Source organism: Rhodobacter xanthinilyticus (assembly GCF_001856665.1).
Lineage (GTDB): Bacteria > Pseudomonadota > Alphaproteobacteria > Rhodobacterales > Rhodobacteraceae > Rhodobacter > Rhodobacter xanthinilyticus.
The window spans coordinates 557,802-580,849 of the sequence record NZ_CP017781.1 but is presented as its reverse complement, the minus strand read 5'-3'; the positions used below and the strand labels follow the sequence as shown (position 1 = coordinate 580,849).

Sequence of the window (23,048 nt, the reverse complement as noted above, 5' to 3'; positions counted from 1 at the left end):
GCGATCCGCACCCCCCGCAAAGCGGCGACACACGCCGAAGTGACGACCCGGTTACATGTTCGGGTAGTTCGGGCCATCGCCGCCCTGCGGCGTGGTCCAGGTGATGTTCTGCGACGGATCCTTGATGTCGCAGGTCTTGCAGTGCACGCAGTTCTGGAAGTTGATCTGGAAGCGCGGGCCATTCTCGCCCTCGAGCACCTCATAGACGCCCGCCGGGCAGTAGCGCTGCGCGGGCTCGGCGTATTTCGCGAGGTTGACCGAGATCGGGACCTGCGGATCCTTGAGCTTCAGGTGGCAGGGCTGGCTTTCTTCATGGTTGGTGAAGGAATAGGCCACGTTGGTCAGCCGGTCGAAGCTGATCTTGCCATCGGGCTTGGGGTAGTCGATCGGCTTGAAGTTCTTCGCCTCGCCGGTATGGGCGGCGTCGTTCTTGCCGTGTTTGAGCGTGCCGAAGAACGAGAAGCCGAAGAGGTTGTTCGTCCACATGTCGAGCCCGCCCAGCACGAGCGAGGGCAGCATCCCCCAATGCGACCACATCGGTTTGATGTTGCGCACTTTCTTGAGGTCATCCGCGATCGGGCCGGAGCGCAGGTCGGTTTCATATTCGACCAGCTCGTCGCCCTCGCGCCCGGCCTTGATCGCCGCCGCCGCCGCTTCGGCCGCCGCGATGCCCGAGAGCATGGCGTTGTGGTTGCCCTTGATGCGCGGCACGTTGACGAGCCCCGCCGCACAGCCCAAGAGCACCGCCCCCGGCGCGGTCAGTTTCGGGATCGACTGCCAGCCGCCCTCCGAGATCGCCCGCGCGCCGTAAGCCACGCGCTTGCCGCCCTCGAGAAGCTCGGCCACCATCGGGTGATGCTTGAAGCGCTGGAACTCCATATAGGGGAAGAGATAGGGGTTTTCGTAGTTCAGGTGCACCACGAAGCCGATGAAGACCTGATTGTTTTCAAGGTGATAGATGAACGACCCGCCGCCCGCGTTGGAGCCCAGCGGCCAGCCCATCGTATGGGTGACGGTGCCCTCGCGGTGCTTCTTCGGGTCGATTTCCCAGATCTCTTTCATGCCGAGGCCGAATTTCTGCGGGCATTTGCCCTTCGAGAGATCGAACTTCGCCATGACTTCCTTGGTCAGCGAGCCGCGCACGCCTTCCGAGAGGAACACATATTTGCCGCGCAGCTCCATGCCCGGCTCATAGCTCGGCCCCGGCGTGCCATCGGCCTCGAGGCCCATCTCGCCCGCGACGACGCCGGCCACCCGGTCGCCCTCCCAGACGATCTCGCTCGCCGCCATGCCCGGGAAGATCTCGACGCCGAGCTCTTCGGCCTGCTCGGCCATCCAGCGGCAGACATTCGCCATCGAGACGATGTATTTGCCGTGGTTCGACATCAGGGGCGGCATCGGCCAGTTCGGGATCCGCATCTCGCCGGCCGGCCCGAGGATGTAGAAATTGTCGTGCTTGACCTCGGTCTTGATCGGCGCGCCCTTTTCGCGCCAATCGGGGATCAGCTTGTCGAGGCCGCAGGTGTCGAGCACCGCGCCCGACAGGATATGCGCGCCGACCTCCGAGCCCTTCTCGAGCACGACGACGTTCAGCTCGGGGTCGATCTGCTTCAGCCGGATCGCCGCAGAGAGGCCCGAGGGGCCCCCGCCAACGATCACCACATCATATTCCATCGACTCGCGTTCGATCTCGGCCATACCTCGGCTCCTTCGGCTTGCTTTCAGCGTGCTCTCGCGCCCGTTGCTAACTTACCTGACGGAACGAAGCAATTGTGACGCTGCGAAGCCGCGCAACTTTGTTTCGCTTTTAGGGCGCGCGAGACGGTGCGCGAGACGGTTGCCGACCCAAACGACACCAATCGCGGCATAGGCATCGAGCGCGTAGTGATAGCCCGAATAGATCGAGATCACGAAGATCGCCGCGAGGAAGGCCGCCCCGAAGGGCGCGAGCCAGCGGCTGCGCTCGGCGGCGTAAAGCGCGACGAGGGTCGCGAGCGCGACATGCATCGAGGGGAAGGCCGAGATCCCGAGGCCGAGATCGAGCCCGCCGCCCTCCCAGCGCGCCCAGAGCATGTCCTGCAAATGCCCGAGCGCGGTCGCGGCGAAGCCCGAGCTTGCCAGCGCCGCATCGAGCCCGGCGAAGCGCTCCGAGCCGAGCAGCCGGTCGTAATAGACCGGCCCGACCGAGGCGCCGAGCGTGGCGAGCAGATTGCCGACCACCAGCCAGGCCGCGAAATAGAGCCAGATATAGCGCCGCGCGCGGCCCGCGTCGGGGTCGGTCGCGTAGACGAGGATCGGGAAGGTGGTCGCGAAGAAGCCCCAGAGCTTGAAATAGACAAAGGGCATCGCGCCAGTGAGCCCCGGCCCGATCAGCCGATGCGCGATCTCCCAGGGGTCGTGGCCGAAATGCAGCCAGCGGTCGAACGCGGCGAGCGCCGGGTCCGCGTAATAGGGGATCATCGCCGGGATCGCGTTCTTGAAGAAGGAAAAGCCGAGCTGCAACACCACCGCCGCAACGAGAAGCGCCCCGATCCCGGCCAGCCGCGCCCGCGCCTGCCGCCAGCCGAGCGCGAGCACCACCCCGAGCATCAGCGGCGCGATCAGCAGGCTGCGCCCGAGCACCCGGTCGGACGCGTTCCAGAGCCAGCTGAGGGATTCGCCGATCAGCCGAGCCGCGTCGTCATAAAGCCAGCCGGTGAGCGCCACCGCCCCCGCCGCGTAGATCAGCACCGCCGCCAAAACCGTTCTCATGCCTGCGCCACCCTTGCCCTGCCCCGAGCCTAGCCCCCCGATGGGGCGAAATTTGGGCGCGGGCCTTGACTCCGGCCCGTCTTGGCGGATTTACACTCGACCTCAAAGCAATTTGCCAGCAGCTCAGAGCAGGGGCTCCCATGGAAAAGATTCCGATGACGCGCGCCGGGTACGACGTGCTCGACGACGAACTCAAAGGCCTGAAAACGGTCGAACGCCCCGCGGTGATCAAGGCGATCGCCGAGGCGCGCGAACATGGCGATCTGTCGGAAAACGCCGAATATCATGCCGCGCGCGAGCGTCAGAGCTTTGTCGAGGGCCGGATCAAGGAGCTCGAGTCGATCCTCGGCCGCGCCGAGGTGATCGACACCGCCAAGCTCTCGGGCTCGGTGAAATTCGGCGCGACGGTGGCCCTCGTGGACGAAGACACCGGCGAGGAGCGCACCTATCAGATCGTCGGCGAGGCCGAGGCAGATCTCGAGCGCGGGCTTTTGAACATCAAATCGCCCCTCGCGCGGGCGCTGATCGGCAAGGACGAGGGCGACAGCGTCGAAGTTCGCACCCCGGGCGGCGCGAAGGCTTACGAAATCCTCTCGGTTCGGTATATTTGACCGATCCAAGCTGAAAGGCTGTCCGGCATGAGCGAGCCTGCCCCGGAACGGACCGGTGAGACCGCCCCGATCGCGGGCGTGCCGGCGCGGCTTGAGGCGGCGCCGAAGCTGATCTCGCGCAGCGAGGTGATCGCGCTTGCGCTCAGCGCGGGCTGGCTGGCGCTGGTCGGGCTCTTCTGGCTGACGCTGCCCGAGCCGCCGCCCGGGCAGGAAACCGATGCGCTCTCGCTGGTGATGACGCTCGTTGCGATCGGGCTGCCGATCGTGATGATCTGGGTCGCGGCGGTCACCGCGCGCACCGCGCGCGAGATGCGCGCCGAGGCGCAGGCGCTGAAGGCCACCGTCGAGGCGATGCGCGCGGCCTGGCTGGCGCAGAACCAGTCGCGCGCGGGCCAGCGGGTGGAGAAGAAGCTCGACGAGATCGCCGCCGCCGCGCGTCAGGCCGAGACCGCGATCGTCACCTTCACCTCGCGCCGCGACACCCATGTCACCCAGCCCTCCGCCGACCGCAAGGCCGCGCTGACCGCGCCGCGCATGCCCGCGCCGGGCGAGGATCAGCCCGCGCTCGCGCTCGGCACGCCGGCCGATGCGCTGGCGCAGCCGGTGTCGGTGGCCGATTTCATCTGTGCGCTGAATTTCCCCGATAACGCCGAGGATCGCGAGGGCTTCCGCGCGCTGCGCCGCGCGCTCGAGGACCGCACGATGGCGAAGCTGATCCGCGCGGCGCAAGATGTGCTCAACCTGCTCTCGCAAGACGGCATCTACATGGATGACCTCAAGCCCGACCGTGCCCGCCCGGAACTCTGGCGCCGCTTTGCCCATGGCGAGCGCGGCCGCGAGATGGCGGCGCTCGGCGGGGTGCGCGACCGCTCGTCGCTGGCGCTCACGGCCGGGCGGATGCGCGGCGACACGATCTTCCGCGACGCGGCGCATCACTTCCTGCGCCAGTTCGACCGCACCTTCTCCGAATTCGAGCAAAACGCCTCGGATCAGGAGATCGCCGAGCTGGCCGAGACCCGCACCGCGCGCGCCTTCATGCTGCTTGGCCGGGTGACCGGCACGTTTGACTGAGATCAGAGCGCGCGGACCATCACGAAAGCGGTGTGGAAATCGAAGATCGCCTGGGTCAGGCGGCTCTCGCTGCGCTCGGTGACGCGAAAGCCGAGGCGCTCGTAAAGCGCGCGGGCGCGCAGGTTTTCGCCCACCACATCGAGGCGCAGCTCGGCAAAACCGCGGGTGCGGGCCTCGCGCGCGAGCGCCTCGATCAGCGCCGCGCCGACCCCCACCCCGCGCCAGCCCTCCGCCACCGCGAGCCCGTCGACGATCATCGCGCGCGGCGGCAGCGCGGTGGCGAGCACGCCCAGCGCCAGCGCCCGCCAGGCCGCGCCGAACCTCCCGTAGACCGCCCGCAGATCGCCCCGCGTGCCGCCCACGAACGAGCCCGAGCGCGTGCGATAGCCGATCACGCCGACGATATTGCCCGCCGCATCCGAGGCCGAGATCACATGGTTTTCGCTCATCACCCGCTCGATGAAGGTCAGCGCGGCGCGCTCGGGGCCCATCACGCGGCCGAGTTTCGGGCCGAAGGCCTGCCAGTAGAGCTGCGCGGCCTGCATCCTCTGGGCGGGGGCGACGCCGTGGCGCAGCGTGAACTCCCGGCTCATCGGGCGCCCTCCGCGGCCAGGCGCGCGGCGGCGGCGGCGAGGTCTTCGGGGGTGTTGAGGTTGGCAAACGGGTCCGGCGGGGCGGCAAATTCGACCGGATGCGCGCCGGAAAGGGCGGCCCGCATCCGCCGCTCGCCGCCCGCAAAGCGCGCCGCAAGCGCGCCCCGTGCCGCGCAGGGCCAAAGCGCCGCGGTCGGGTGATCGCGCCCGCCCGCGCGGGCATAGGCGCCGCCCGGATGCGCCGCGAGCCGCGCGACCAGATCCTCGGGCAGGAAAGGCGTATCGCAGGCCACCGTCACCAGAGCCTCGGCGCCAATGTCCTCGGCCCAAGCCAGCCCCGCGAGCACGCCCGAGAGCGGCCCCTCGCCCCGCGTGCCGGGCGCATCGGCCAGAACCGGCAAGCCCAGCCCCGCATAGACCCCCGCCGGGCCATTGGCCGAGAGCGCCAGCGCCCCCACCTGAGGCCCGAGCCGGCCCGCGACATGCGCGGCAAGCGGGCGCCCGCCGAGATCGAGCAGCGCCTTCTCGACGCCGCCCATCCGCCGCCCCTGCCCACCGGCCAGTATCAGACCCGCGATCACCGCCGCCCCCCGGCCGAATTGAACCCGTTACAATAGGGCGCTTGGCGCGCCCTGCTCTCGCGCCTAGAACTGCCGTAACCCGCTGCGCGAGACAAGTCCGAATGAGCTCCTCCAACCTCTCCGCCGCCTATTGGCGCGGTTTCCGCCATGGCCTGCCGTTTTTGCTCGTCATCGTGCCTTTCGGCGTGCTTTTCGGCGTGGCCGGCACCGAGGCCGGGCTCAACCTCGCCGAGGTGATGGGCTTTTCGATCCTGGTGATCGCGGGGGCCTCGCAATTCACCGCGGTGCAGCTGATGAGCGATCATGCGCCGGTGATCCTCGTGCTTCTGACCTCGCTCGCGGTGAACCTGCGCATGGCGATGTATTCGGCCTCGCTCGCGCCGCATCTGGGGGCGGCGAGCCGCTGGCATAAATCTCTGGTGGCCTATTTCATGGTCGATCAGGCCTATGCGATGGCGATCGCCGATTATGAGCGCGCGCCCGAGCAGAGCCTCGCGGAGAAGCTCGCCTATTACGCGGGGGTCTGCACGCCGATCTGCCCGCAATGGTATGTCTCGACGCTGGCGGGCGCGGTTCTGGGCGCGGCGATCCCGGCGGAATTCGCGCTCGATTTCGCGGCGCCGATCACCTTCCTCGCGATGCTGGGCCCGGCGCTGCGCAGCTTCGCCCATGTCGCGGCGGCGGCGGTCTCGGTGGGGGTGGCGCTCGCGCTCGCCTTCCTGCCCTCGGGGCTCGGGCTCCTGATCGCGGCGGTGGCGGCGATGGGGACGGGCGCGCAGGTCGAGCTCTGGATGGCGCGGGGGGCCGCGCGATGACCGGCTACAGCCCGCTCGAGATCTGGACGATCATCATCGTGATGGGGATCGGCACGTTTTTCCTGCGCTATTCCTTCCTTGGCCTCGCGGGTAAGCGGCCGCTGCCGGCCTGGGCGCTGCGCTATCTGCGCTATACGCCGGTCGCGGTGCTGCCGGGGCTGGTCGCGCCGCTGGTCATCTGGCCGACCGCGACGGGCGGCGCCTTCGACCCCGCGCGGCTGATCGCGGCGGTGGTCACGATCGCGGTGGGCGTGCTCAGCCGCAACACCCTCGCCGCGATCCTCGGCGGGCTCGCGGCGCTTTATCTCGGGCTCTGGCTGATCGGCTGAGGCTCAGAACCGCTCCGGCGCGCCGTGTTTGGCGATTTCCTGCTCGACCATCAGAACCCCCGAATTGTCATCGGGGTCGTTGTCGTAATGGTCGTCGGTGGTCACGCCGGGCAGCTTGCCGAAGGCGGCGGAGAGTTTGAGCGGCATCATCGTGCGCGGGATGCTCTCGAAGCCCGGCACATCATGCAAGATCCCCGAGACGGAGGAGGCGCAGAACATCTGGCCGACCGGCCCCGCGGCCTCGGCGCGCGCGCGGATCAGCTCGGCCTGTTCGAGCGTCACCGGCACCTTCTGCTCGCGCACGAACCAGGTCTCGCGGGCGTGGTAATCGATGTAGAATTTGTACATCCGCTCGGTGATGCCGTAATCGACATCGTTGCGCTCGGGCACCCAGGGGTGATACCAGCTGCCCGCCGGGTCGAAGATCACCCGCTGCGTGCCGTCGATCATCAGCGCCGAATGGCCGCCGCCGCCGGTGGTCGTGCCGATCACGGTGAAGAGCGTCACCGAGGGCGGCTCGCCGCTGACGAAGGCCGCCTCACGCACCGCCTCGTCGGAGGCCCAGACATGTTTGCCGCCCTCGCAAGCGGCCAGAAACAGCGGCAAAGCCAAACAGATGATAAGTCGGCGCATCTGCCTGACCTCCTCGTGAACCCGGTGACATGTCGGCGCGCCGACCCGCCCTGAAAACACCAGATCGGGCGCGGGTTCAACCGCTGCGCGGCGGCGCGGGCGAGAAAGCCGCGCGCTGTTCTCTCGGCGCAACGCCTCAGACGAGGCGCCAGAGCCAGGGCCCCGCGGCGCTCTCCTCGCGCGTGACCTCGCCGCGGTGCATCAGATGGTTGAGATGCGCCACCGCCTCGACCAGCGCGAGCCCATATTCCGCCTCGCCGATCGGGCGTTTGAAGAGCGCGGGGAAACAGCCGGTCGCCGCGCGCGGCCCCTCGGCCAGCAGCCCGCGCAGCCGGGCGAGCGCGCCCTCGTGGTTCTCGATCATCTGCCGCAGCCGCAGCGGCAACCCGGTGAAGGGCAGCTTGTGGCCGGGCAAAACGAGGTGCCGCGCCTCGGCGAGCGGCTGAAAACGGCGGCAGCTTTCGAGCCAATCGGCCACCGGGTCGGCCAGCGGCTCGGTCGCATAGACGCCCAGATTGGCCGAGATCGAGGGCATAAGCTGATCGCCGCCGAGGATCAGATCATCGTCCTCGGACCAGAGCGTCGCATGGTCGGGCGCATGGCCTTCGCCCACCCGCACCCGCCAGCGCCGCCCCGCCGCCGCGATCACATCGCCCTCGACGATCCGGGTGAAGCCCAAGGGCAGCGGGTGCACGCAATCGGCGAAGTTGAAGGGCCGCTCGGCCGCGCGGCGGGCGTGGATTTCCGGGTCCATCCCGGCGCGGCGCCAGAACTCGAGCGTTTCGGCGACCGGCAGCGGGTGCACATCGAGCGTCAGCATCCGCGCGAAGAGCCAGGAGGTGCGGGTGGTGAGGAGTTCGGCGCCGCGCGCCTGCAACCAGCCCGCGAGGCCGATATGATCGGGGTGGTAATGGGTGACGATGACGCGGCCCACGGGCCGCCCGCCCAAGGGCCCGGCGATCAGCGCCTCGAGCGCGGCGCGCCCGGCGCGGGTATCCATCCCGGGGTCGACGAGCGTCCAGCTCTCGCCCTCGTCGAGCGCGAAAGCGTTGACGTGATCGAGCGCCATCGGCAAAGGCAGACGCGCCCAGAGAACTCCGGGCGCGATCTCGAGGGCCTCACCAAAGGCCGGCGGCTCGGGGAAGGGGTAGCTCAGCCCCCCTCGCCCGGGCGCCTTGCTCACAGGCCGAGATCTTCGGCGCTCAGAGCATAGAGCCCCGCCGCGCCTTCCTTGGCCTCGGCCAGCGCCGCGGCATATTGCGGCAGCAGGCGCTTGATATAAACCGCGGCGAGCTTGGCATAGGCCGAGCCCTCGCCGCCGGCGAGCGCCGCACGCAGGTGGTAATGCGCGCCCAGAACCCGCGCGAAGGCGCGCAAGTAAGCGACCGAGCCGGCGAAGCGGTCCTGGATATCCTGGCCCAGCAGGAATTCGGTATGCTCGCGCAGCGATTCCGCCGCCTCCCAGACCGCCTCGGCGAGATCCGGCATGGTCTCGCGCGCGGCCTTGGCCTCGTCCTCAACCTCTTGCAGGAGCCGGAACGCCGCCTTGCCCTCATCCATCATCTTGCGGCCGACGAGGTCCATCGACTGGATGCCGTTGGTGCCCTCATAGATCGCGGTGACGCGCACGTCGCGGTAGAATTGCGCCGCGCCGGTCTCCTCGATGAAGCCCATGCCGCCATGAACCTGGATCCCTTGGTCGGACACCCACATGCCGACATCGGTGCCATAGGCTTTGGCGATCGGCGTCAGCAGCGCCGCGCGCGCCGCCCAATGCGCGTCCTTCAGCGCATGGCCAAGGTCGATCGAAACCGCGCAAGCCAGTGCGATCGAGCGCGCGGCGAACACCTCGGCCTTCATCTCGGCGAGCATCCGGCGCACATCGGCATGCTCGATGATCGGCTTGAACTGCACCCGGTCGCGGGCATATTCGAGCGCCTTCTGATAGGCGCCCTCGGCCACCCCGATCCCCTGCACGCCGACGTTCAGCCGCGCGTTGTTCATCATCGTGAACATCGCGGCCATGCCCTTGTTCGGCCCGTCGATCATCCAGCCCTTCGCGCCCTCGAAGCTCATCACGCAGGTCGGCGAGCCATGCAGACCCATCTTGTGCTCGAGCGACACGACCTTGAGCGAGTTCGCAACCCCCGGGTTGCCGTTCTCGTCGGGGATATATTTCGGCACCATGAAGAGCGAGATCCCCTTCGTGCCCGGCGCGCCATCGGGCAGACGGGCGAGCACCAGGTGGCAGACGTTCTCGGTGAGATCCGAATCACCCCAGGAGATGAAGATCTTCTGGCCGGTCACCGCATAGGTGCCATCGCCCAGCGGCTCGGCCTTCGAGCGCAGTGCGCCCACATCGGAACCCGCCTGCGGCTCGGTCAGGTTCATCGTGCCCGACCAGACCCCCGAGGCGAGCTTCGGCATGTAAAGCGCCTTGATCTCGTCCGAGGCGTGATGCTCGAGCGCGTCGAGCTGGCCCTGGGTCAGAAGCGGGTTGAGCTGGAGCGCGAGGTTCGCCCCCGACATCATGTCATTGACCGCGATCGAGAGCGTCAGCGGCAGGCCCATGCCGCCAAATTCCTCCGGCGCCGCGATACCGACCCAGCCGCCCTCGGCGATCTGCTCATAGGCCTCCTTGAAGCCCGGCGAGGACCGCACGACCCCGTTTTCCAGCTTGGCCGGGTGCAGATCGCCATTGCGCAGAAGCGGCGCCATCACCTCGTCACAGAGCTTGGCGGCCTCCGTCAGGATCGCCTCGACCGTCTCGCCGGTGGCCTCGGCGAATTTCTCGGTGGCGCTCAAGGACTCCATCGGCACGACCTTGTCGAGAATGAAACGCAATTCGGCGACGGGCGAACGGTACGGCATTGGCTACTCCCCTGCGCGCGGCTTGGCAAAAGGCGGCGGCGCGCGTATGTCCTAAAATCACGGGGCCAAGTTACCGCAAGGTCAGGCCCCTTCAACCGCAACGCAGCGTCACGAACCGCCGATGTCTCTGATAACCCAACGTCTCGCGGCCGATGCGCCGGGCCTGGCCGCCGCGGCGGTGGCGCTGCGTGCGGGCGATCTCGTCGCCTTCCCGACCGAAACGGTCTATGGCTTGGGCGGCGATGCGCGCTCGGGCGCGGCGGTCGCGCGCATTTACGAGGCCAAGGGCCGGCCCCGGTTCAACCCGCTGATCGCCCATCTGCCCTCGCTCGAAGCGGCGGAAAAGATTGCGGTTTTCTCCGATGAGGCGCGCGCGCTGGCCCGCGCCTTCTGGCCCGGGCCGCTGACGCTGGTGCTGCCGCTGCGCGCCGAGGCCGGGATCTCCGATCTCGTCACCGCCGGGCTCGAAACGGTCGCGATCCGGGTGCCCGCCCATCCGGTCGCGCGCGCGCTCCTCGAGGCCTTCGGCGGCCCGCTCGCCGCGCCCTCCGCCAACCCCTCGGGCAAGGTCAGCCCGACCACCGCCGATCATGTCCTCGAAGGCCTCTCGGGCAGGATCGCGGCGGTGGTCGATGGCGGGCCCTGCGCGGTGGGGGTCGAGTCGACGATCCTGTCGCTCGCGCCGCCCCGGCTGCTGCGACCCGGCGGGCTGCCGGCCGAGGCACTCGAGGCCGCGCTGGGCCAGCCGCTCGAAGCCGGCGGCGATGCCGCCAAACCAAATGCGCCCGGCCAGCTCACCTCGCATTACGCGCCCGGCGCTGCGGTGCGCCTCGCGGCCGCGGAAAAACGCCTCGGCGAGATCTATCTCGGCTTCGGCCCCGGCCCCGCGGCCGATCTGACGCTCTCCGCCTCGGGCGATCTCGTCGAGGCCGCCGCCGCCCTCTTCGGCGCCCTGCGCGAGGCCGACAAACTCGCCCGCACGCGCGGCGCCCAAACCATCGCCGTCGCCCCCGTCCCCGATCACGGACTTGGCCGCGCGATCAACGACCGGCTCCGCCGCGCCGCCGCGCCGCGCCCCTGAGCGCACGGCGTCCTTTCATCTTGCCAAAAATATCCCGGGGGGTCCGCAGGACGGGGGCAGAGCCCCCTCCCCGCTCGAAATTGGCCCCGCTCGAAATTGGCCCCGCTCAGACAAGCCCCCGCTCAGGCATGCCCCGCCGCCGCCGAGAGCGTGCGCGGATCAATCCCCATCCCGGCCAGCGCGCGCGTCCACTTCGTCGCGTGATCGCCGTCGAGCGCAAGCCCCGGATCGCCCTCGGCAATCAACCAGCCGTTGTCGAGGATCTCCGCCTCGAGCTGCCCCGGCCCCCAGCCCGCATAGCCGAGCGCCAGCACCGCCTGCTCAGGCCCCATCCCCGCGGCAATATCCTCGAGAATATCGCGCGTCGCGGTCATCGAGAGCCCCTCGCTGACCTTCATCGCATGCTCGCCCCCGCGCCATTCGGGGCTGTGGAGCACGAACCCCCGCCCGGTCTCGACCGGCCCGCCAAACAGGATCGGCGCCCGATCCGGCCGGTCCGAGGCCGCCATCTGGATCCCGAGCTGCCCCAGAAGGTCGCCCATCCCGGGCTTCGGCAAGGGCTTGTTGACGATCAGCCCCATCGCCCCCTCAGGGCTATGCGCACAAATCGCCACCACCGAATGTTCAAACCGCGCGTCGCCCATCCCGGGCATCGCAATCAGAAGCTTCCCCGTCAGATCCATCGCCGCCTCCACCTGTGGCCTCCCCCCTAACCTGTGCCCGCGCCCCGCGCCGATCAAGCCCCCGCAGGCGCCCCCCCTGTGACAAAGCTGCACATAACGGCGAACTGGCGCGTTTGTGACTTTGCCTGCCCCCCTTCGCGGCGGTATCCGAAGGTATGTTCAGATTTGCGCCCCTTCCGATCGCTCTCCTGCTGGCCGCGCCGCTGGCCGCGCAAGACGCCCCGCTGCCGCCCGGCATGGCGGGGGTCGAGCTCTTGCAGGGCTGGCAAACCCCCTCGGGCGAGCGGATCTCGGCGCTGCGCATCGCGCTCGATCAGGGCTGGAAAACCTATTGGCGCAGCCCCGGCGATGCCGGCATCCCGCCGATCCTGAATTTCGCGAGTTCGGAAAATGTCGCGGGCGTCGAGGTCCACTGGCCCGCGCCCGAGGTCTTCGACCAGAACGGGCTGCGCTCGGTGGGCTATCATAACGAGCTGATCTTGCCGCTCGAGATCACCCCCGCCGACCCGCGCCGACCCGTCGAGCTCTCGGCCAATCTCGAGATGGGGATCTGCCACGATATCTGCGTGCCGGTCTCGGTCGCGGTCTCGCGCGATCTCTTCGGCCCCGGCGCGCCCGATCCGATGATCAACGCCGCGCTGACCGAGCAACCCCGGCAGATGCCGGGCGGCGCGCGCTGCGCCGTCGAGCCGATCCGCGACGGGATGCGGGTCACCGCCCGGATCACCCTGCCGCCCGAGGCAGATCAGGTGGCGCTCTTTGAGCTGCGCTCGACGCCGATGTGGGTCTCGGAATCGGTGGCGCATCGCGAGGGCGATACCCTCGTCGCGATGGCGGAATTCGTGCCGGAAAATGCCCAGCCCTTCGCGCTCGATCAGCGCGATCTGCGGATCACCGTGCTCTCCGAGGCCGGCGCGGTCGAGTTCAACGGCTGCCCCGAATGAGCCCGACCCGGCCGCGCAGGTAGCGTGGCGCAAAGGCCCCCGCGGCCAGCGCGATCCCGCCCGCAAGCCCCGCGAAGAGCCCGAGCGCGCCGCCCACCCCCTCGCCCGCGAGCATCGCCCGACCGAGCGTCGCGGCAAAGGCCAGCACCACCGCCCCACTCGCCCCCCAGAGCACCGCGCGCAGCCCCGGCACCCGCGCGCCGAGCCGCATCGCCTGCACCTGGCGGGTGATGTCGAGCTGCACCGCGAGCATCGCCGGCACAACCACCAGCACGATCACCATCCCGAACCCCAACCCATAGACGAGCGTGATCACCGTGGGCTTGAGAAACAGCGCCTGGCTCGAGGTCTCGTACAAGAGCGGCGCGAGCCCCAGAACCGTGGTCGCCGTGGTCAAGAGCACCGGCCGCAGCCGATCCGCCACCGCATCGACGATCGCCGGCACGACCCCGCGCCGCGCGGCATATTCATCCACCGTCGAGATCAGCACGATCGCATCGTTGATGATGATCCCCGACATGCCGAGCGCGCCGACGACGGCAAACATCGACATCGGCAGATCCCACAGGTAATGCCCCCAGATCGCGCCGACGAGCCCGAAGGGGATCACCGACATCACCACCATCGGCCGCGTCCAGCTCGCAAAGATCCAGGCCAGCACGATATAGATCCCGATGAGACAAAGCCCGAGCCCGAGCATCGCATCGGCCATGAAATCGCGCTCCTGCTCGGCGGCGCCCGAGAGCATCCAGACCACGCCTCGCTCCTCGGCGATGCGCGGCAAGATCTCGGTCTCGAGCGCGCGGGTGATCGCATTGGCGCGCTCGGGGTCGTCCTCGGAGATATCGCCAGTGACCGCGACGAGCCGCAGCCCGTCCTCGCGGCGGATCGTCGAGAAGCCGGTTTCGGCGCGCAGCGTGACGATATCGGAGAGCGGCACCCAGCCGCCCGCGGGGGTGCGCATCTGCATCCGCTCGATGAAATCGGCGGCGCGTTCCGCCTCGGGCATCTCGACCCGGATCGCGGCCGAGCGCACGCCATCGGGGTAGGTCGCGGCCTCGGTGCCATTGAGGCGCGCGCGCAATTCGCGCGAGAGCGCATCGGTATCGAAGCCCAGCGCCGCGCCCTGCGGCGTGAGGTCGAGGATCAGCTCCTCCTTGTCATAGGCGAGGTTATCCTCCACCGCCGAAACCTCGGGGAAGGCCGCCAGCGCGGTCTTGAGATCCTCGGCCGCGGCCTTCAGCACCCGGCTTTCGGCGCCCGAAAACTGCACCGAGAGCCCGTCACTCGCGGGCCCGATGCCATAGCTGCGGAAGCTCAGCTCCTCGAGCAGCGGGTGGCGCTCGGCCCGCTCTTGCAGGCGCGCGACGAAATCGGCGCTGGAATAGGGGCGGTCATCGGCGTCGATCAGCTCGACCGAGATCGCGCCCAGGAGATCGGTATCCTTGCTGTCGGCCGAGGCCAGCGCGCGCCCCGAGGCGCCGCCGATCTGCGCCAGCGCATAGAGCACGGGGTTGGTGCCATATTCGGCCTCATAGCTTTGGCCCACCGCCTCGACCGCGGCCTGCAATGCGCGCATCTGCGCCGCGGTATCGGCGCGCGCGGCCCCCGCGACCATCGAAAAGCTGCCGGTCACGGTCGATTGCTCGGGCGCCGAGAAGAACCGCCACTGCACCTTGCCCGAGATCAGCAGCGCCACCTGCGAGGCCAGGAGCGCGATACAAAGCGCGATCACCGCATAGCGCGCGCGCACCACCGCCCGGGTGAAGGGCCGCATCAGCCGCACCCGCACCCATTCGAGGCCGATATTGACCTTGCGCGAGGGCCAGTCATACCAGCGGCCCTCGGCGGTATGGCTCAGCGCATGGGCCATGTGGTTGGGCAGAATGAGAAAACATTCGATCAGCGAAGCCGAAAGCACGGCGATCACGGTGAAGGGGATGTCGTAGATCATCGTCCCCATCTGCCCGCCGATCAGGATCAGCGCGGCGAAGGCGATGATCGTGGTCAGCGTCGAGGCGAAGACCGGCGCCGCCATCCGCCGCGCGCCCTGTTCGGCGGCGAGCACCGGGTGTTCGCCAAGCTCGCGGGCGCGGAAATCGGCGTGTTCGCCCACCACGATCGCGTCATCGACGACGATCCCGAGGGTCAGGATCAGCGCGAAGATCGAGATCATGTTGATCGTCATGCCGGAGAAATACATCACCGCCAGAGCCGCCGCCATCGAGGTCGGGATGCCCATCGCGACCCAGAAGGCCGTGCGCGCGTTGAGGAAGAGAAAGAGCAACAGAAGCACCAGCGCGAGGCCCTGGATGCCGTTGCCCACAAGCAGGTTGAGCCGGTCGAGGATCAGGTTCGAGCGGGTGCGCACCAGGTCGATCGTGGTGCCCGCGGGCAGCGTCGGGCGCATCTCGGCGACGGTTTTCTCAACCGCGCGTTGCAGCGCGATCGCATCGCCCGCCGCCGAACGCGAGACATTGATCGTCATCGCGGGCTGTTGACCGACGAAATAGGCGCGCGCCCGGTCGACCCCCTCGGGGCGGATCGTGGCGACATCACCGAGGAGAAGCTGCGAGCCATCCGCATTCGAGCGCAGCACGAGCCGGGCGAGGTCACGCGCCTCGCGCCGCTCCTCGCCGGTGCGCACGCGCGCCGCCCCCCCCGCGACATCGCCCGCCGGGCTCGTCGCCGCCTCGGCGCCGATCACCGCCGCGATCTGCGCGAGCGTGACATCATGTTTCATCATCGCCGGCGTCGAGACCTCGACGATCGTGCGCGGCGCGGCGAAGCCCTGCACCGTGGTGCGCGTCACCCCCGCGCCGTAAAACCGCACGACGAGCTCATCGGTCAGCCGGCCGAGCTGTTCGGGCGCGAGCGGGCCGGTCACGACGACATCGGTCACCGTATCGCGCCAGACGCCGCGGGTGACCTCGGGCGCCTCGGCGGCCTCGGGCAGGTCGGCGGCGGTGGTGATCGCCTGTTCGACATCGCTCACCGCGCGGCCCATATCCCAGCCCGGCTCGAATTCGAGCGTGATCCGCGCCGAGCCCTCGGTCGCGCGGCTCTCCGAGCTCGCCACCCCTTCGACCGCGATCAGCGAGGGTTCGAGCACCTGCACGATGGCGCGGTCGACATCCTCGGCGCCCGCGCCCTCCCAGGTGACGGCGACCTCGACCTCCTCGGTGACCGAATCGGGGAAGAACTGCGCGCGCATCTTCGGCATCACCGCGAGGCCGGCGCACAGGAGCACCACGAGCAGGATATTGGCGAGCGTGCGGTGGCGGGTGAAGAGGCCGATCAGCCCGCGCGCGGGCGGCAGCTCGCCACCGGCGGCGACGAAGCCGCCTGCGCTGCGGGCGGCGTCTCGGGCGGCGGCATTGGCCGCGCGGGCGATCTCCTGCTCGTCCATCTCAGCCCCCCGTTGGCGCGCCCGGGCGCATCGGGCGCAGCTTGAGCCCCGCGCCCAAGAGAGGCGTGCGCTCGGCCACGATCTCCTGCCCCGGCGCGAGGCCCGCAGCGCGGATGATCACCGCATCGCCCTGCCGGCGCAGGATCTCGACGGGCGCCTCGACGAGCCGATCCTCGGGACCGAGGAGCAGCACCTTGCCATCGCCCCCCACCGCCGCCGCCGGCACTTCGGCCACGTTCTCGAGCGGCGGCTCGCTCAGATGCACGGTCACGAAATCGCCCGGCCGCAGCCCCGCCGCGCCCGGATCGACCTGCGCGAAGAGAAGCCGCCCGGCGAGGCCCTCGCCGGTCTCGGCGCCCACCCGCACGAGCCGCGCAGGCAGCTCGAGCGCGCGGCCCTGCAGATCGAGCCGCACCCGCACATCGGCCGGGATCAGCACCCCCGCCGCATCGGTCAGCCGCGCAAATTGCGCGTTCGAGACCCGGAAGGCGACCTCGAGCGCGCGCGGGTCAATCAACTCGCCGAGCATTTCATTGGTCGAGACGAGCCCGCCGCGCACCGCGCTGACATTGGCGAGCTGGCCGGCAAATTCGGCGCGGATCTCGGTCTCCGCAAGCCGCCGCTCGGCCTCGGAAAGCGCGATGCGCGCGCGCGCGAGGGCGGTTTCGGCCTGATCGCGGGCGGCCTCGGCCGAGGACAGCGCCGAGCGTTTCGACAGAACCGCCTGATCGGCCGCGCTCTGCGCGAGCTCGGCGGCCTCGGTATCGACCGCGCGCCCGATGCCGCGCGCGTCGATCGCGCGCTGGCGCTCGAGCGCCAAGCCGCGCAGCTCGGCCTGGCGGACCACCGCCGCGAGATCATCGCCCGCGATCTCCACCGTGCGCCGCGCCAGCGCCAGCGCCGCCTCGGCCTCGGAGACGGTAGCGGCGGCTGAATCGCGCGCCGCGCGCGCCTCGGCCGGGTCAAGCCGCACCAGAAGCGTGCCCGCGGCGACCTGCGCGCCCTCGGCGAATTCGGGCGCGAGCTCGGCCACCGTGCCCGCCGCCGCGGCCCGCAGCTCGAGCCGGCGCGCGGCGCGCACCTCGCCATAGGCGGTGAGTTCGGGCGTGATCTGACGGAAGTCGAGCGCGAGCACATTGGCCGCGAAGACCCGCTCGCGCGCCATCCCCGGCCCCGGCCCCTTCGCCGCGCGCGCCGCGAGCGCCGCGCTGATCGCATAGCCCGCCGCCGCCAGAAGCCCCAGCGTCAGCGCCAGCAGAAACAGCCCCGTCAGGCTGCGCGTCAGAAACCGCATCGACCCTCCTCATTGCGGGCGGCTCGTGGCCCGCGCTTTCCGTTTACGGTCACGATAGCGACGATCCTACGCGGCGGAAGGCCGCGCCGGCCCGAAATCACGCAATCGTCAGCCCGCCGCATCGAGCCGCGCGCGCAGGCTCAGCAGATCCGCCCAGGCCTCGCGCTTGGCCGCGGGCTGGCGCAAGAGATAGGCGGGGTGGGTCATCGGCAAGGCGGGCCGGCCAAAGGCCTCGGCCCAGGTGCCGCGCAGCCGCAAGATGCCGCGCTGGCCCAGCGCCGCCGCGCAGGCCGCATTGCCCATCAACACGATCAGATCGGGGTCGGCAAGCTCGACATGGCGCGCCAGAAACGGCAGCATCTGCGCGATCTCGGCGGGCTCGGGGTCGCGGTTGCCCGGCGGGCGCCAGGGCAGGACATTGGTGATATAAAGCGCGGCCAGCGCATCGGGCGCCCCGCGCGCCAGCCCGATCGCGCCGAACATCCGGTCGAGAAGCTGGCCCGCGCGGCCGACGAAGGGCTTGCCCTGCAAATCCTCGTCGCGGCCGGGCGCCTCGCCGATGATCATCACCCGCGCGCCCGGGTTGCCATCGGCAAAGACCGTGCTCCGCGCGCCCTTCTTCAGATCACAGAGCTCATACCCCGCGACCGCCTCGGCCAGCGCGGCGAGATCGCGCGCCGCGCCTGCCGCCGCCCGCGCCACCGCCACCGGATCGGGCCCCTCGACCACCCGCAAGACCGGCGCCGCGGCCGCCCCCCCGGGTGCTGCCTCCCGCGCGGGCGGGGCCGGCGCCGCGGGCCGCGCCAGCGCCTCGGGCAGCCCATAGGCATCGACCGGCTCATCGAGCACAGCCGCATCCACCCCGAGCTCGATCTGCCATTCGAGCGCGGCGAGGGCGGCGTAATAATCAATCTCGGCGCGACTCTCCATCGCGCCAAGCTAAAGCGCCCCCCGCCCAAGGTAAAGCCGCCGCCCTTCGCGCTTTACGCGCGCCCCCGCATTTGCCATATACGGCCCCGGACAACATCGGAGGCCGCGATGACATTCCGCGCAAGGCACCTTCTGGGCATCGAACATCTCAGCCAGGAGGACATCCGCACCGTCCTCGATCTGGCCGACCGCTATGTCGACCTCAACCGCCGCACGGTGAAACGCACCGATGTGCTGGCGGGGCTCACCCAGATCAACATGTTCTTCGAGAATTCGACGCGCACGCAATCGAGCTTCGAGCTCGCGGGCAAGCGGCTCGGCGCGGATGTGATGAACATGTCGATGCAGAATTCGAGCGTGAAGAAGGGCGAGACGCTGATCGACACGGCGCTGACGCTCAACGCGATGCACCCCGATCTGCTGGTGGTGCGCCACCCCCATTCCGGCGCGGTCGACCTGCTCGCGCAGAAGGTCAATTGCGCGGTGATCAACGCGGGCGATGGCAAGCACGAGCACCCGACGCAGGCGCTGCTCGATGCGCTGACGATCAAGCGCGCCAAGGGCCGGATCCAGCGCCTCACCGTCGCGATCTGCGGCGATGTCGCCCATAGCCGGGTGGCGCGCTCGAACCTGATCCTGCTCGGCAAGATGGAAAACCGGGTGCGCCTCGTCGGGCCGCCGACGCTGATGCCCGCGGGGATCGGCGAGTTCGGCTGCGAGGTCTATGACGACATGCGCGCGGGGCTCGAGGGCGCCGATGTGGTGATGATGCTGCGGCTGCAACGCGAGCGGATGGACGGCGGCTTCATCCCCTCGGAGCGCGAATATTTCCACCGCTACGGGCTCGACGCCGAGAAGCTCGCCTGCGCGAAACCCGATGCGATCGTGATGCACCCTGGGCCGATGAACCGCGGCGTCGAGATCGACGGCACGATCGCCGATGACATCAACCGCTCGGTCATTCAGGAGCAGGTCGAGATGGGCGTGGCGGTGCGGATGGCGGTGATGGATCTTCTGGCGCAGAACCTGCGCGCCGAGCGGGGCCGGGCGCTGGTCGAGGGGCAATATGTCTGAGATCCGCCGCGACGAGGTTCACAACTACCGCCCCGGCCCCGACAGCGAGGCGCCGCTCGACGAGGGCGAGAAAGTGCTCGCGACCTATGCCCCCGACCCGCGCCGCTATTGGGTCGATGCGGGCTGGATCACGGCGATCACGATCGTGCTGGTGGCGGTGATCCTCTATTTCATGGGCAATTTCGATCAGCTCCCGATCGCCGCGCCCGCGATCGTGATCGGCATGGTGGCGCGCACGGCCTGGTTTCGCTCCGAGGTCTTCGCGCGGCGCTGGCGGCTGACGCAAAAGCGGCTCGTCGGGCCGCAGGGGCGCGCGGTGATGCTGCTCGAGATCAAGACCGTGCGGCGGCTGATGGGCGATGTGCAGATCGTCACCACCTCGGGGGCCAAGCACCTGATCAAACATCTCGCCGATGGCGCGGCGGTGGTGGCCGAGATCGAGGCGGCGCGCGCCAAACGCGCCAAGGTGGCGCGATGAGCGCGGCGCGCTGGGAAGACTACTTCCTGCCCGGAGAAACCCTCCTGTGGCAAGGCGCGCCCCTGCCCGGCATCCATCGCTGGGCGCCGCATCTGCTCTACATGCTGCTCGGCGTGCCGTTTTTCGCGGCGGGCCTCTGGCTGACCTATCACACCGCGCGCTTCGGCCTTCTCGAGGCCGCGACCGTGCTCGACCGGCTCGGCGCTTTCGTGGGCTTCTGCTTCGGGCTGCCATTTCTGGGCATCGGGCTCTTCTGCCTGATCGGCCAATGGCTGATGGCGGTGCTCGCGCACAAGCGGGTGCGCTATGCGCTCTCCTCCCGCGCGGCCTATATCGCGCGCCGCTATTGGGGGCGCGCGCTCTCGGTCTACCCGATCCAGAAAAGCGGCGAGCTCGAGCTCAGGACCACCCGCCGCGCCGGCTCTGTCTGGTTCCACAGCCAGTCCCTCGAGGACAGCGACGGCGAGCACAAGACCTTCCGCGCCGGTTTCGAAAACATCGCGGAGGCGGAGCAGGTGCTCCGGCTCCTGCGGCAAATCCAGATGCAGTCATGACCGCCCGCACCTGTTTCCATGAGGCTCCCGATGACCCTGTTCTTTGAAAACGCCCGCCTGATCGACCCCGAGGCCCTGACCGAGACCCGCGCCAATCTCGTCGTCGACAACGGCATCATCGCCGCGATCGGCGCGATGGCGGCGCCGGCGGGCGCCGAGGTGGTCGATTGCGGCGGCCTCTGCCTCGCGCCGGGGATCGTCGATATCGGCGTCAAGATCGGCGAGCCGGGCGAGCGCCACCGCGAGAGCTTCCGCACCGCCGGGCGCGCGGCCGCCGCCGGCGGCGTCACCACGGTGATCGCCCGGCCCGATACCCTGCCCGCGATCGACACGCCCGAGACGCTCGAATTCGTGACCCGCCGCGCGGCGGAGGCGCCGGTGCGGATCCGCCACATGGCGGCGCTGACCAAGGCCCGCGAGGGCCGCGAGATGACCGAGATCGGCTTTTTGCTCGATGCGGGCGCGGTGGCCTTCACCGACGCCGATGCGGTCACCACCGACGCCAAGGTGCTCTCGCGCGCCTTCACCTATGCGCGCAGCCTCGGCGCGCTGGTGATCGGTCACCCGCAGGAGCCCGGCCTCTCGGCGGGCGCGGCCTGCACCTCGGGGAAATTCGCCAGCCTGCGCGGCCTGCCCGGCGTCAGCCCGATGGCCGAGCGGATCGGGCTCGAGCGCGACCTCGCCCTCGTCGAGATGACGGGCGTGCGCTATCACGCCGATCAGATCACCACCGCGCGCGCACTGCCCGCGCTCGCCCGTGCCAAGGAGGCCGGGCTCGATGTCACCGCGGGGATCTCGATCCATCACCTCACGCTCAACGAATTCGACGTGGGCGATTACCGCACCTTCTTCAAGCTCACCCCGCCGCTGCGCTCGGAGGAAGACCGCCTCGCGATGGTCGCGGCGCTCGCCGATGGGGTGATCGACATCATCTCCTCGATGCACACGCCCGCCGATGAGGAAAGCAAGCGCCTGCCCTTCGAGGCGGCGTCTTCGGGCGCGGTCGGGCTCGAGACCTTCCTGCCCGCGGCGCTGCGGCTTTACCACGCGGGCGCGCTCAGCCTGCCGCAGCTCTTCCGGGCGATGGCGCTCAACCCCGCGCGCCGGCTCGGCCTCGCGCAGGGCCGCATCGCCGAGGGCGCGCCGGCCGATCTCGTGCTCTTCGACCCCGATGCGCCCTTCGTGCTCGACCGTTTCTCGCTGCAGTCGAAATCGAAGAACACCCCGTTCGACGGCGCCCGGATGGAGGGCCGCGTGCGCGCGACCTTCGTCGCCGGGCGCAAGGTCTTTGACGCGGCGGAGGGCTGAGCGATGGATCTGACCTCTCTCGCGGCGCTGATCGGCGGCTATCTGCTCGGCTCGGTGCCCTTCGGCCTCGTGATCACCCGCGCGCTCGGGCTTGGCGATCTGCGCCAGATCGGCTCGGGCAATATCGGCGCGACCAATGTCCTGCGCACCGGCCACAAGGGCGCGGCCCTCGCCACGCTCCTGCTCGACAGCGGCAAGGGCGCGATCGCGGTCCTGCTCGCGCGGGCGCTCTTTGGCGAGGCGGAGGCCGAGCTTGCGGGCGTGGCGGCCTTCTTCGGGCATTGCTTCCCGGTCTGGCTGCGCTTTCAGGGCGGCAAGGGGGTTGCGACCTTCCTCGGCACGCTGATCGCGCTGGCCTGGCCGGTGGGGCTCGTGGCTTGCGCGAGCTGGCTCGCGGCGGCGGCCGCGTTCCGCATCTCCTCGCTCTCGGCGCTGATCGCGGCGCTGGTGGCGAGCGGCTTTGCCTGGTTTACCGGGCCCGCGGGGCTCGCCATCGCGGCGAGCCTGATGACGGCGGTCGTCTTCTGGCGCCACCGGCCCAATATCGCGCGGATCCTCGCCGGGACCGAGCCGAAGATCGGCAAGAAGGGCTGATCACCAGCGTTTGAGCGCGGCCTCGTCGGCGTCCTTGGCGGCGACCCATCCGGTCTCGCCGCCGGGGCCATGTTCCTTCTTCCAGAAGGGCGCGCGGGATTTCAGGTAATCCATCAGGAATTCCGCCGCCTCGAAGGCCGCGACGCGGTGGCGTGCGGCGGTGGCGACCATCATGATCGCCTCGCCCACCGCAAGCCGCCCATGGCGGTGGATCACCAGACAGTCCGCGAGCGCCCAGCGCGCCACGGCCTCCTCGGCGATCTTGGCGATCGCGCGTTCGGTCATGCCGGGGTAATGTTCGAGCTCGAGCGCCTCAAGCGCGCCGGTATCGTCGCGCACCAGCCCGGTGAAGGTCACGACCGCGCCGATATCGGCCCGGCCCGCGCCAAAGGCGGCGATCTCGGCGCCCGCGTCGAAGGGGGCCTCCTGCACCGAGATCTTCAT

The 23,048-nt window shown here is 69.6% G+C and carries 23 protein-coding genes; 11 read left to right on the top strand and 12 right to left on the bottom strand.

Annotation, left to right across the window (positions count from 1 at the left end; translation table 11 throughout):
• Positions 1-51: 51 nt before the first annotated feature.
• Together LPB142_RS02860 and LPB142_RS02855 are read right to left on the bottom strand one after the other, a co-directional pair.
• Positions 52-1,698, bottom strand: coding sequence for an electron transfer flavoprotein-ubiquinone oxidoreductase (locus LPB142_RS02860; RefSeq protein WP_071165456.1), 1,647 nt, complete (start codon positions 1,696-1,698; stop codon positions 52-54).
• Between the two features lie 51 nt (positions 1,699-1,749).
• Positions 1,750-2,751 (bottom strand): phosphatase PAP2 family protein, encoded by a 1,002-nt coding sequence (locus tag LPB142_RS02855; protein ID WP_082872917.1) that lies wholly within the window; start codon positions 2,749-2,751, stop codon positions 1,750-1,752.
• A 140-nt stretch (positions 2,752-2,891) separates the two neighbouring features.
• On the opposite strand from LPB142_RS02855, the gene greA reads away from it, so the two are divergent.
• Both greA and LPB142_RS02845 read left to right on the top strand, forming a co-directional pair.
• Positions 2,892-3,362: a transcription elongation factor GreA gene (gene greA / locus LPB142_RS02850; protein WP_068766142.1), complete on the top strand. Its 471-nt coding sequence runs from the start codon at positions 2,892-2,894 to the stop codon at positions 3,360-3,362.
• Between the two features lie 27 nt (positions 3,363-3,389).
• A complete protein-coding gene (locus LPB142_RS02845; RefSeq protein ID WP_156894295.1) occupies positions 3,390-4,433 on the top strand; it encodes a hypothetical protein in 1,044 nt (347 codons plus the stop codon).
• A 2-nt stretch (positions 4,434-4,435) separates the two neighbouring features.
• Here LPB142_RS02845 and LPB142_RS02840 read toward each other — a convergent pair whose 3' ends face one another.
• Together LPB142_RS02840 and mobA are read right to left on the bottom strand one after the other, a co-directional pair.
• Positions 4,436-5,026: a GNAT family N-acetyltransferase gene (locus tag LPB142_RS02840; RefSeq protein ID WP_068766144.1), complete on the bottom strand. Its 591-nt coding sequence runs from the start codon at positions 5,024-5,026 to the stop codon at positions 4,436-4,438.
• Positions 5,023-5,565 (bottom strand): molybdenum cofactor guanylyltransferase MobA, encoded by a 543-nt coding sequence (gene mobA / locus LPB142_RS02835; RefSeq protein ID WP_071167101.1) that lies wholly within the window; start codon positions 5,563-5,565, stop codon positions 5,023-5,025. The genes LPB142_RS02840 and mobA overlap by 4 nt, the downstream gene beginning before the upstream one ends.
• Positions 5,566-5,708: 143 nt before the next feature.
• Here mobA and LPB142_RS02830 point away from each other — a divergent pair, with 143 nt between their 5' ends.
• Positions 5,709-6,422, top strand: coding sequence for an AzlC family ABC transporter permease (locus LPB142_RS02830; RefSeq protein WP_071165454.1), 714 nt, complete (start codon positions 5,709-5,711; stop codon positions 6,420-6,422).
• Positions 6,419-6,751, top strand: coding sequence for an AzlD domain-containing protein (locus tag LPB142_RS02825; RefSeq protein WP_071165453.1), 333 nt, complete (start codon positions 6,419-6,421; stop codon positions 6,749-6,751). Before LPB142_RS02830 ends, LPB142_RS02825 begins: the two co-directional genes overlap by 4 nt.
• 3 nt (positions 6,752-6,754) lie before the next feature.
• Here LPB142_RS02825 and LPB142_RS02820 read toward each other — a convergent pair whose 3' ends face one another.
• The 3 genes from LPB142_RS02820 to LPB142_RS02810 all read right to left on the bottom strand — a co-directional run bounded on the left by LPB142_RS02820 (position 6,755) and on the right by LPB142_RS02810 (position 10,255).
• The gene (locus tag LPB142_RS02820) at positions 6,755-7,384 is read right to left on the bottom strand and encodes a hypothetical protein (protein WP_071165452.1); all 630 of its coding nucleotides are present in this window, start codon (positions 7,382-7,384) and stop codon (positions 6,755-6,757) included.
• A gap of 136 nt (positions 7,385-7,520) precedes the next feature.
• Positions 7,521-8,567, bottom strand: a complete 1,047-nt coding sequence (locus LPB142_RS02815; RefSeq protein ID WP_232230956.1) for an MBL fold metallo-hydrolase — start codon at positions 8,565-8,567, stop codon at positions 7,521-7,523.
• Positions 8,564-10,255, bottom strand: a complete 1,692-nt coding sequence (locus LPB142_RS02810) for an acyl-CoA dehydrogenase (protein WP_071165451.1) — start codon at positions 10,253-10,255, stop codon at positions 8,564-8,566. The genes LPB142_RS02815 and LPB142_RS02810 overlap by 4 nt, the downstream gene beginning before the upstream one ends.
• A 121-nt stretch (positions 10,256-10,376) precedes the next feature.
• Between LPB142_RS02810 and LPB142_RS02805 the strand changes: the two genes are divergently transcribed.
• Positions 10,377-11,336: an L-threonylcarbamoyladenylate synthase gene (locus tag LPB142_RS02805; protein ID WP_068766149.1), complete on the top strand. Its 960-nt coding sequence runs from the start codon at positions 10,377-10,379 to the stop codon at positions 11,334-11,336.
• 122 nt (positions 11,337-11,458) lie between these two features.
• Here LPB142_RS02805 and LPB142_RS02800 read toward each other — a convergent pair whose 3' ends face one another.
• Positions 11,459-12,019: a YqgE/AlgH family protein gene (locus LPB142_RS02800; RefSeq protein WP_068766503.1), complete on the bottom strand. Its 561-nt coding sequence runs from the start codon at positions 12,017-12,019 to the stop codon at positions 11,459-11,461.
• Positions 12,020-12,174: 155 nt separating this feature from the next.
• Here LPB142_RS02800 and LPB142_RS02795 point away from each other — a divergent pair, with 155 nt between their 5' ends.
• Complete coding sequence (locus tag LPB142_RS02795) at positions 12,175-12,963, top strand: protein-disulfide reductase DsbD domain-containing protein (protein ID WP_071165450.1); 789 nt, start codon at positions 12,175-12,177, stop codon at positions 12,961-12,963.
• On the opposite strand, the gene LPB142_RS02790 is transcribed toward LPB142_RS02795, so the two are convergent.
• The 3 genes from LPB142_RS02790 to LPB142_RS02780 all read right to left on the bottom strand — a co-directional run bounded on the left by LPB142_RS02790 (position 12,944) and on the right by LPB142_RS02780 (position 18,596).
• The gene (locus LPB142_RS02790) at positions 12,944-16,372 is read right to left on the bottom strand and encodes an efflux RND transporter permease subunit (protein WP_083392578.1); all 3,429 of its coding nucleotides are present in this window, start codon (positions 16,370-16,372) and stop codon (positions 12,944-12,946) included. The genes LPB142_RS02795 and LPB142_RS02790 overlap by 20 nt on opposite strands.
• 1 nt (position 16,373) lies before the next feature.
• Positions 16,374-17,666 carry an efflux RND transporter periplasmic adaptor subunit gene (locus LPB142_RS02785; protein ID WP_071165449.1) on the bottom strand — a complete coding sequence of 431 codons (1,293 nt, stop codon included), beginning with the start codon at positions 17,664-17,666 and terminating at the stop codon, positions 16,374-16,376.
• Positions 17,667-17,774: 108 nt separating this feature from the next.
• Positions 17,775-18,596: a uracil-DNA glycosylase gene (locus tag LPB142_RS02780; protein ID WP_071165448.1), complete on the bottom strand. Its 822-nt coding sequence runs from the start codon at positions 18,594-18,596 to the stop codon at positions 17,775-17,777.
• A 108-nt stretch (positions 18,597-18,704) separates the two neighbouring features.
• Here LPB142_RS02780 and LPB142_RS02775 point away from each other — a divergent pair, with 108 nt between their 5' ends.
• From LPB142_RS02775 to plsY, 5 genes are read left to right on the top strand one after another with little or no spacing between them, the layout of a single operon-like run.
• Positions 18,705-19,670: an aspartate carbamoyltransferase catalytic subunit gene (locus tag LPB142_RS02775; RefSeq protein ID WP_068766153.1), complete on the top strand. Its 966-nt coding sequence runs from the start codon at positions 18,705-18,707 to the stop codon at positions 19,668-19,670.
• Positions 19,663-20,148: a hypothetical protein gene (locus LPB142_RS02770; RefSeq protein ID WP_071165447.1), complete on the top strand. Its 486-nt coding sequence runs from the start codon at positions 19,663-19,665 to the stop codon at positions 20,146-20,148. Before LPB142_RS02775 ends, LPB142_RS02770 begins: the two co-directional genes overlap by 8 nt.
• Positions 20,145-20,702 carry a hypothetical protein gene (locus LPB142_RS02765; protein ID WP_071165446.1) on the top strand — a complete coding sequence of 186 codons (558 nt, stop codon included), beginning with the start codon at positions 20,145-20,147 and terminating at the stop codon, positions 20,700-20,702. Before LPB142_RS02770 ends, LPB142_RS02765 begins: the two co-directional genes overlap by 4 nt.
• Before the next feature lie 30 nt (positions 20,703-20,732).
• On the top strand, positions 20,733-22,010 hold the full coding sequence (pyrC, locus tag LPB142_RS02760; RefSeq protein ID WP_071167098.1) for a dihydroorotase: 1,278 nt from the start codon (positions 20,733-20,735) through the stop codon (positions 22,008-22,010).
• Between the two features lie 3 nt (positions 22,011-22,013).
• Positions 22,014-22,604, top strand: coding sequence for a glycerol-3-phosphate 1-O-acyltransferase PlsY (plsY, locus tag LPB142_RS02755; protein WP_068766157.1), 591 nt, complete (start codon positions 22,014-22,016; stop codon positions 22,602-22,604).
• Here the strand turns inward: plsY and LPB142_RS02750 are convergent, their stop codons facing one another.
• A complete protein-coding gene (locus tag LPB142_RS02750; protein WP_071165445.1) occupies positions 22,605-23,048 on the bottom strand; it encodes a molybdenum cofactor biosynthesis protein MoaE in 444 nt (147 codons plus the stop codon). It abuts the gene before it with no gap.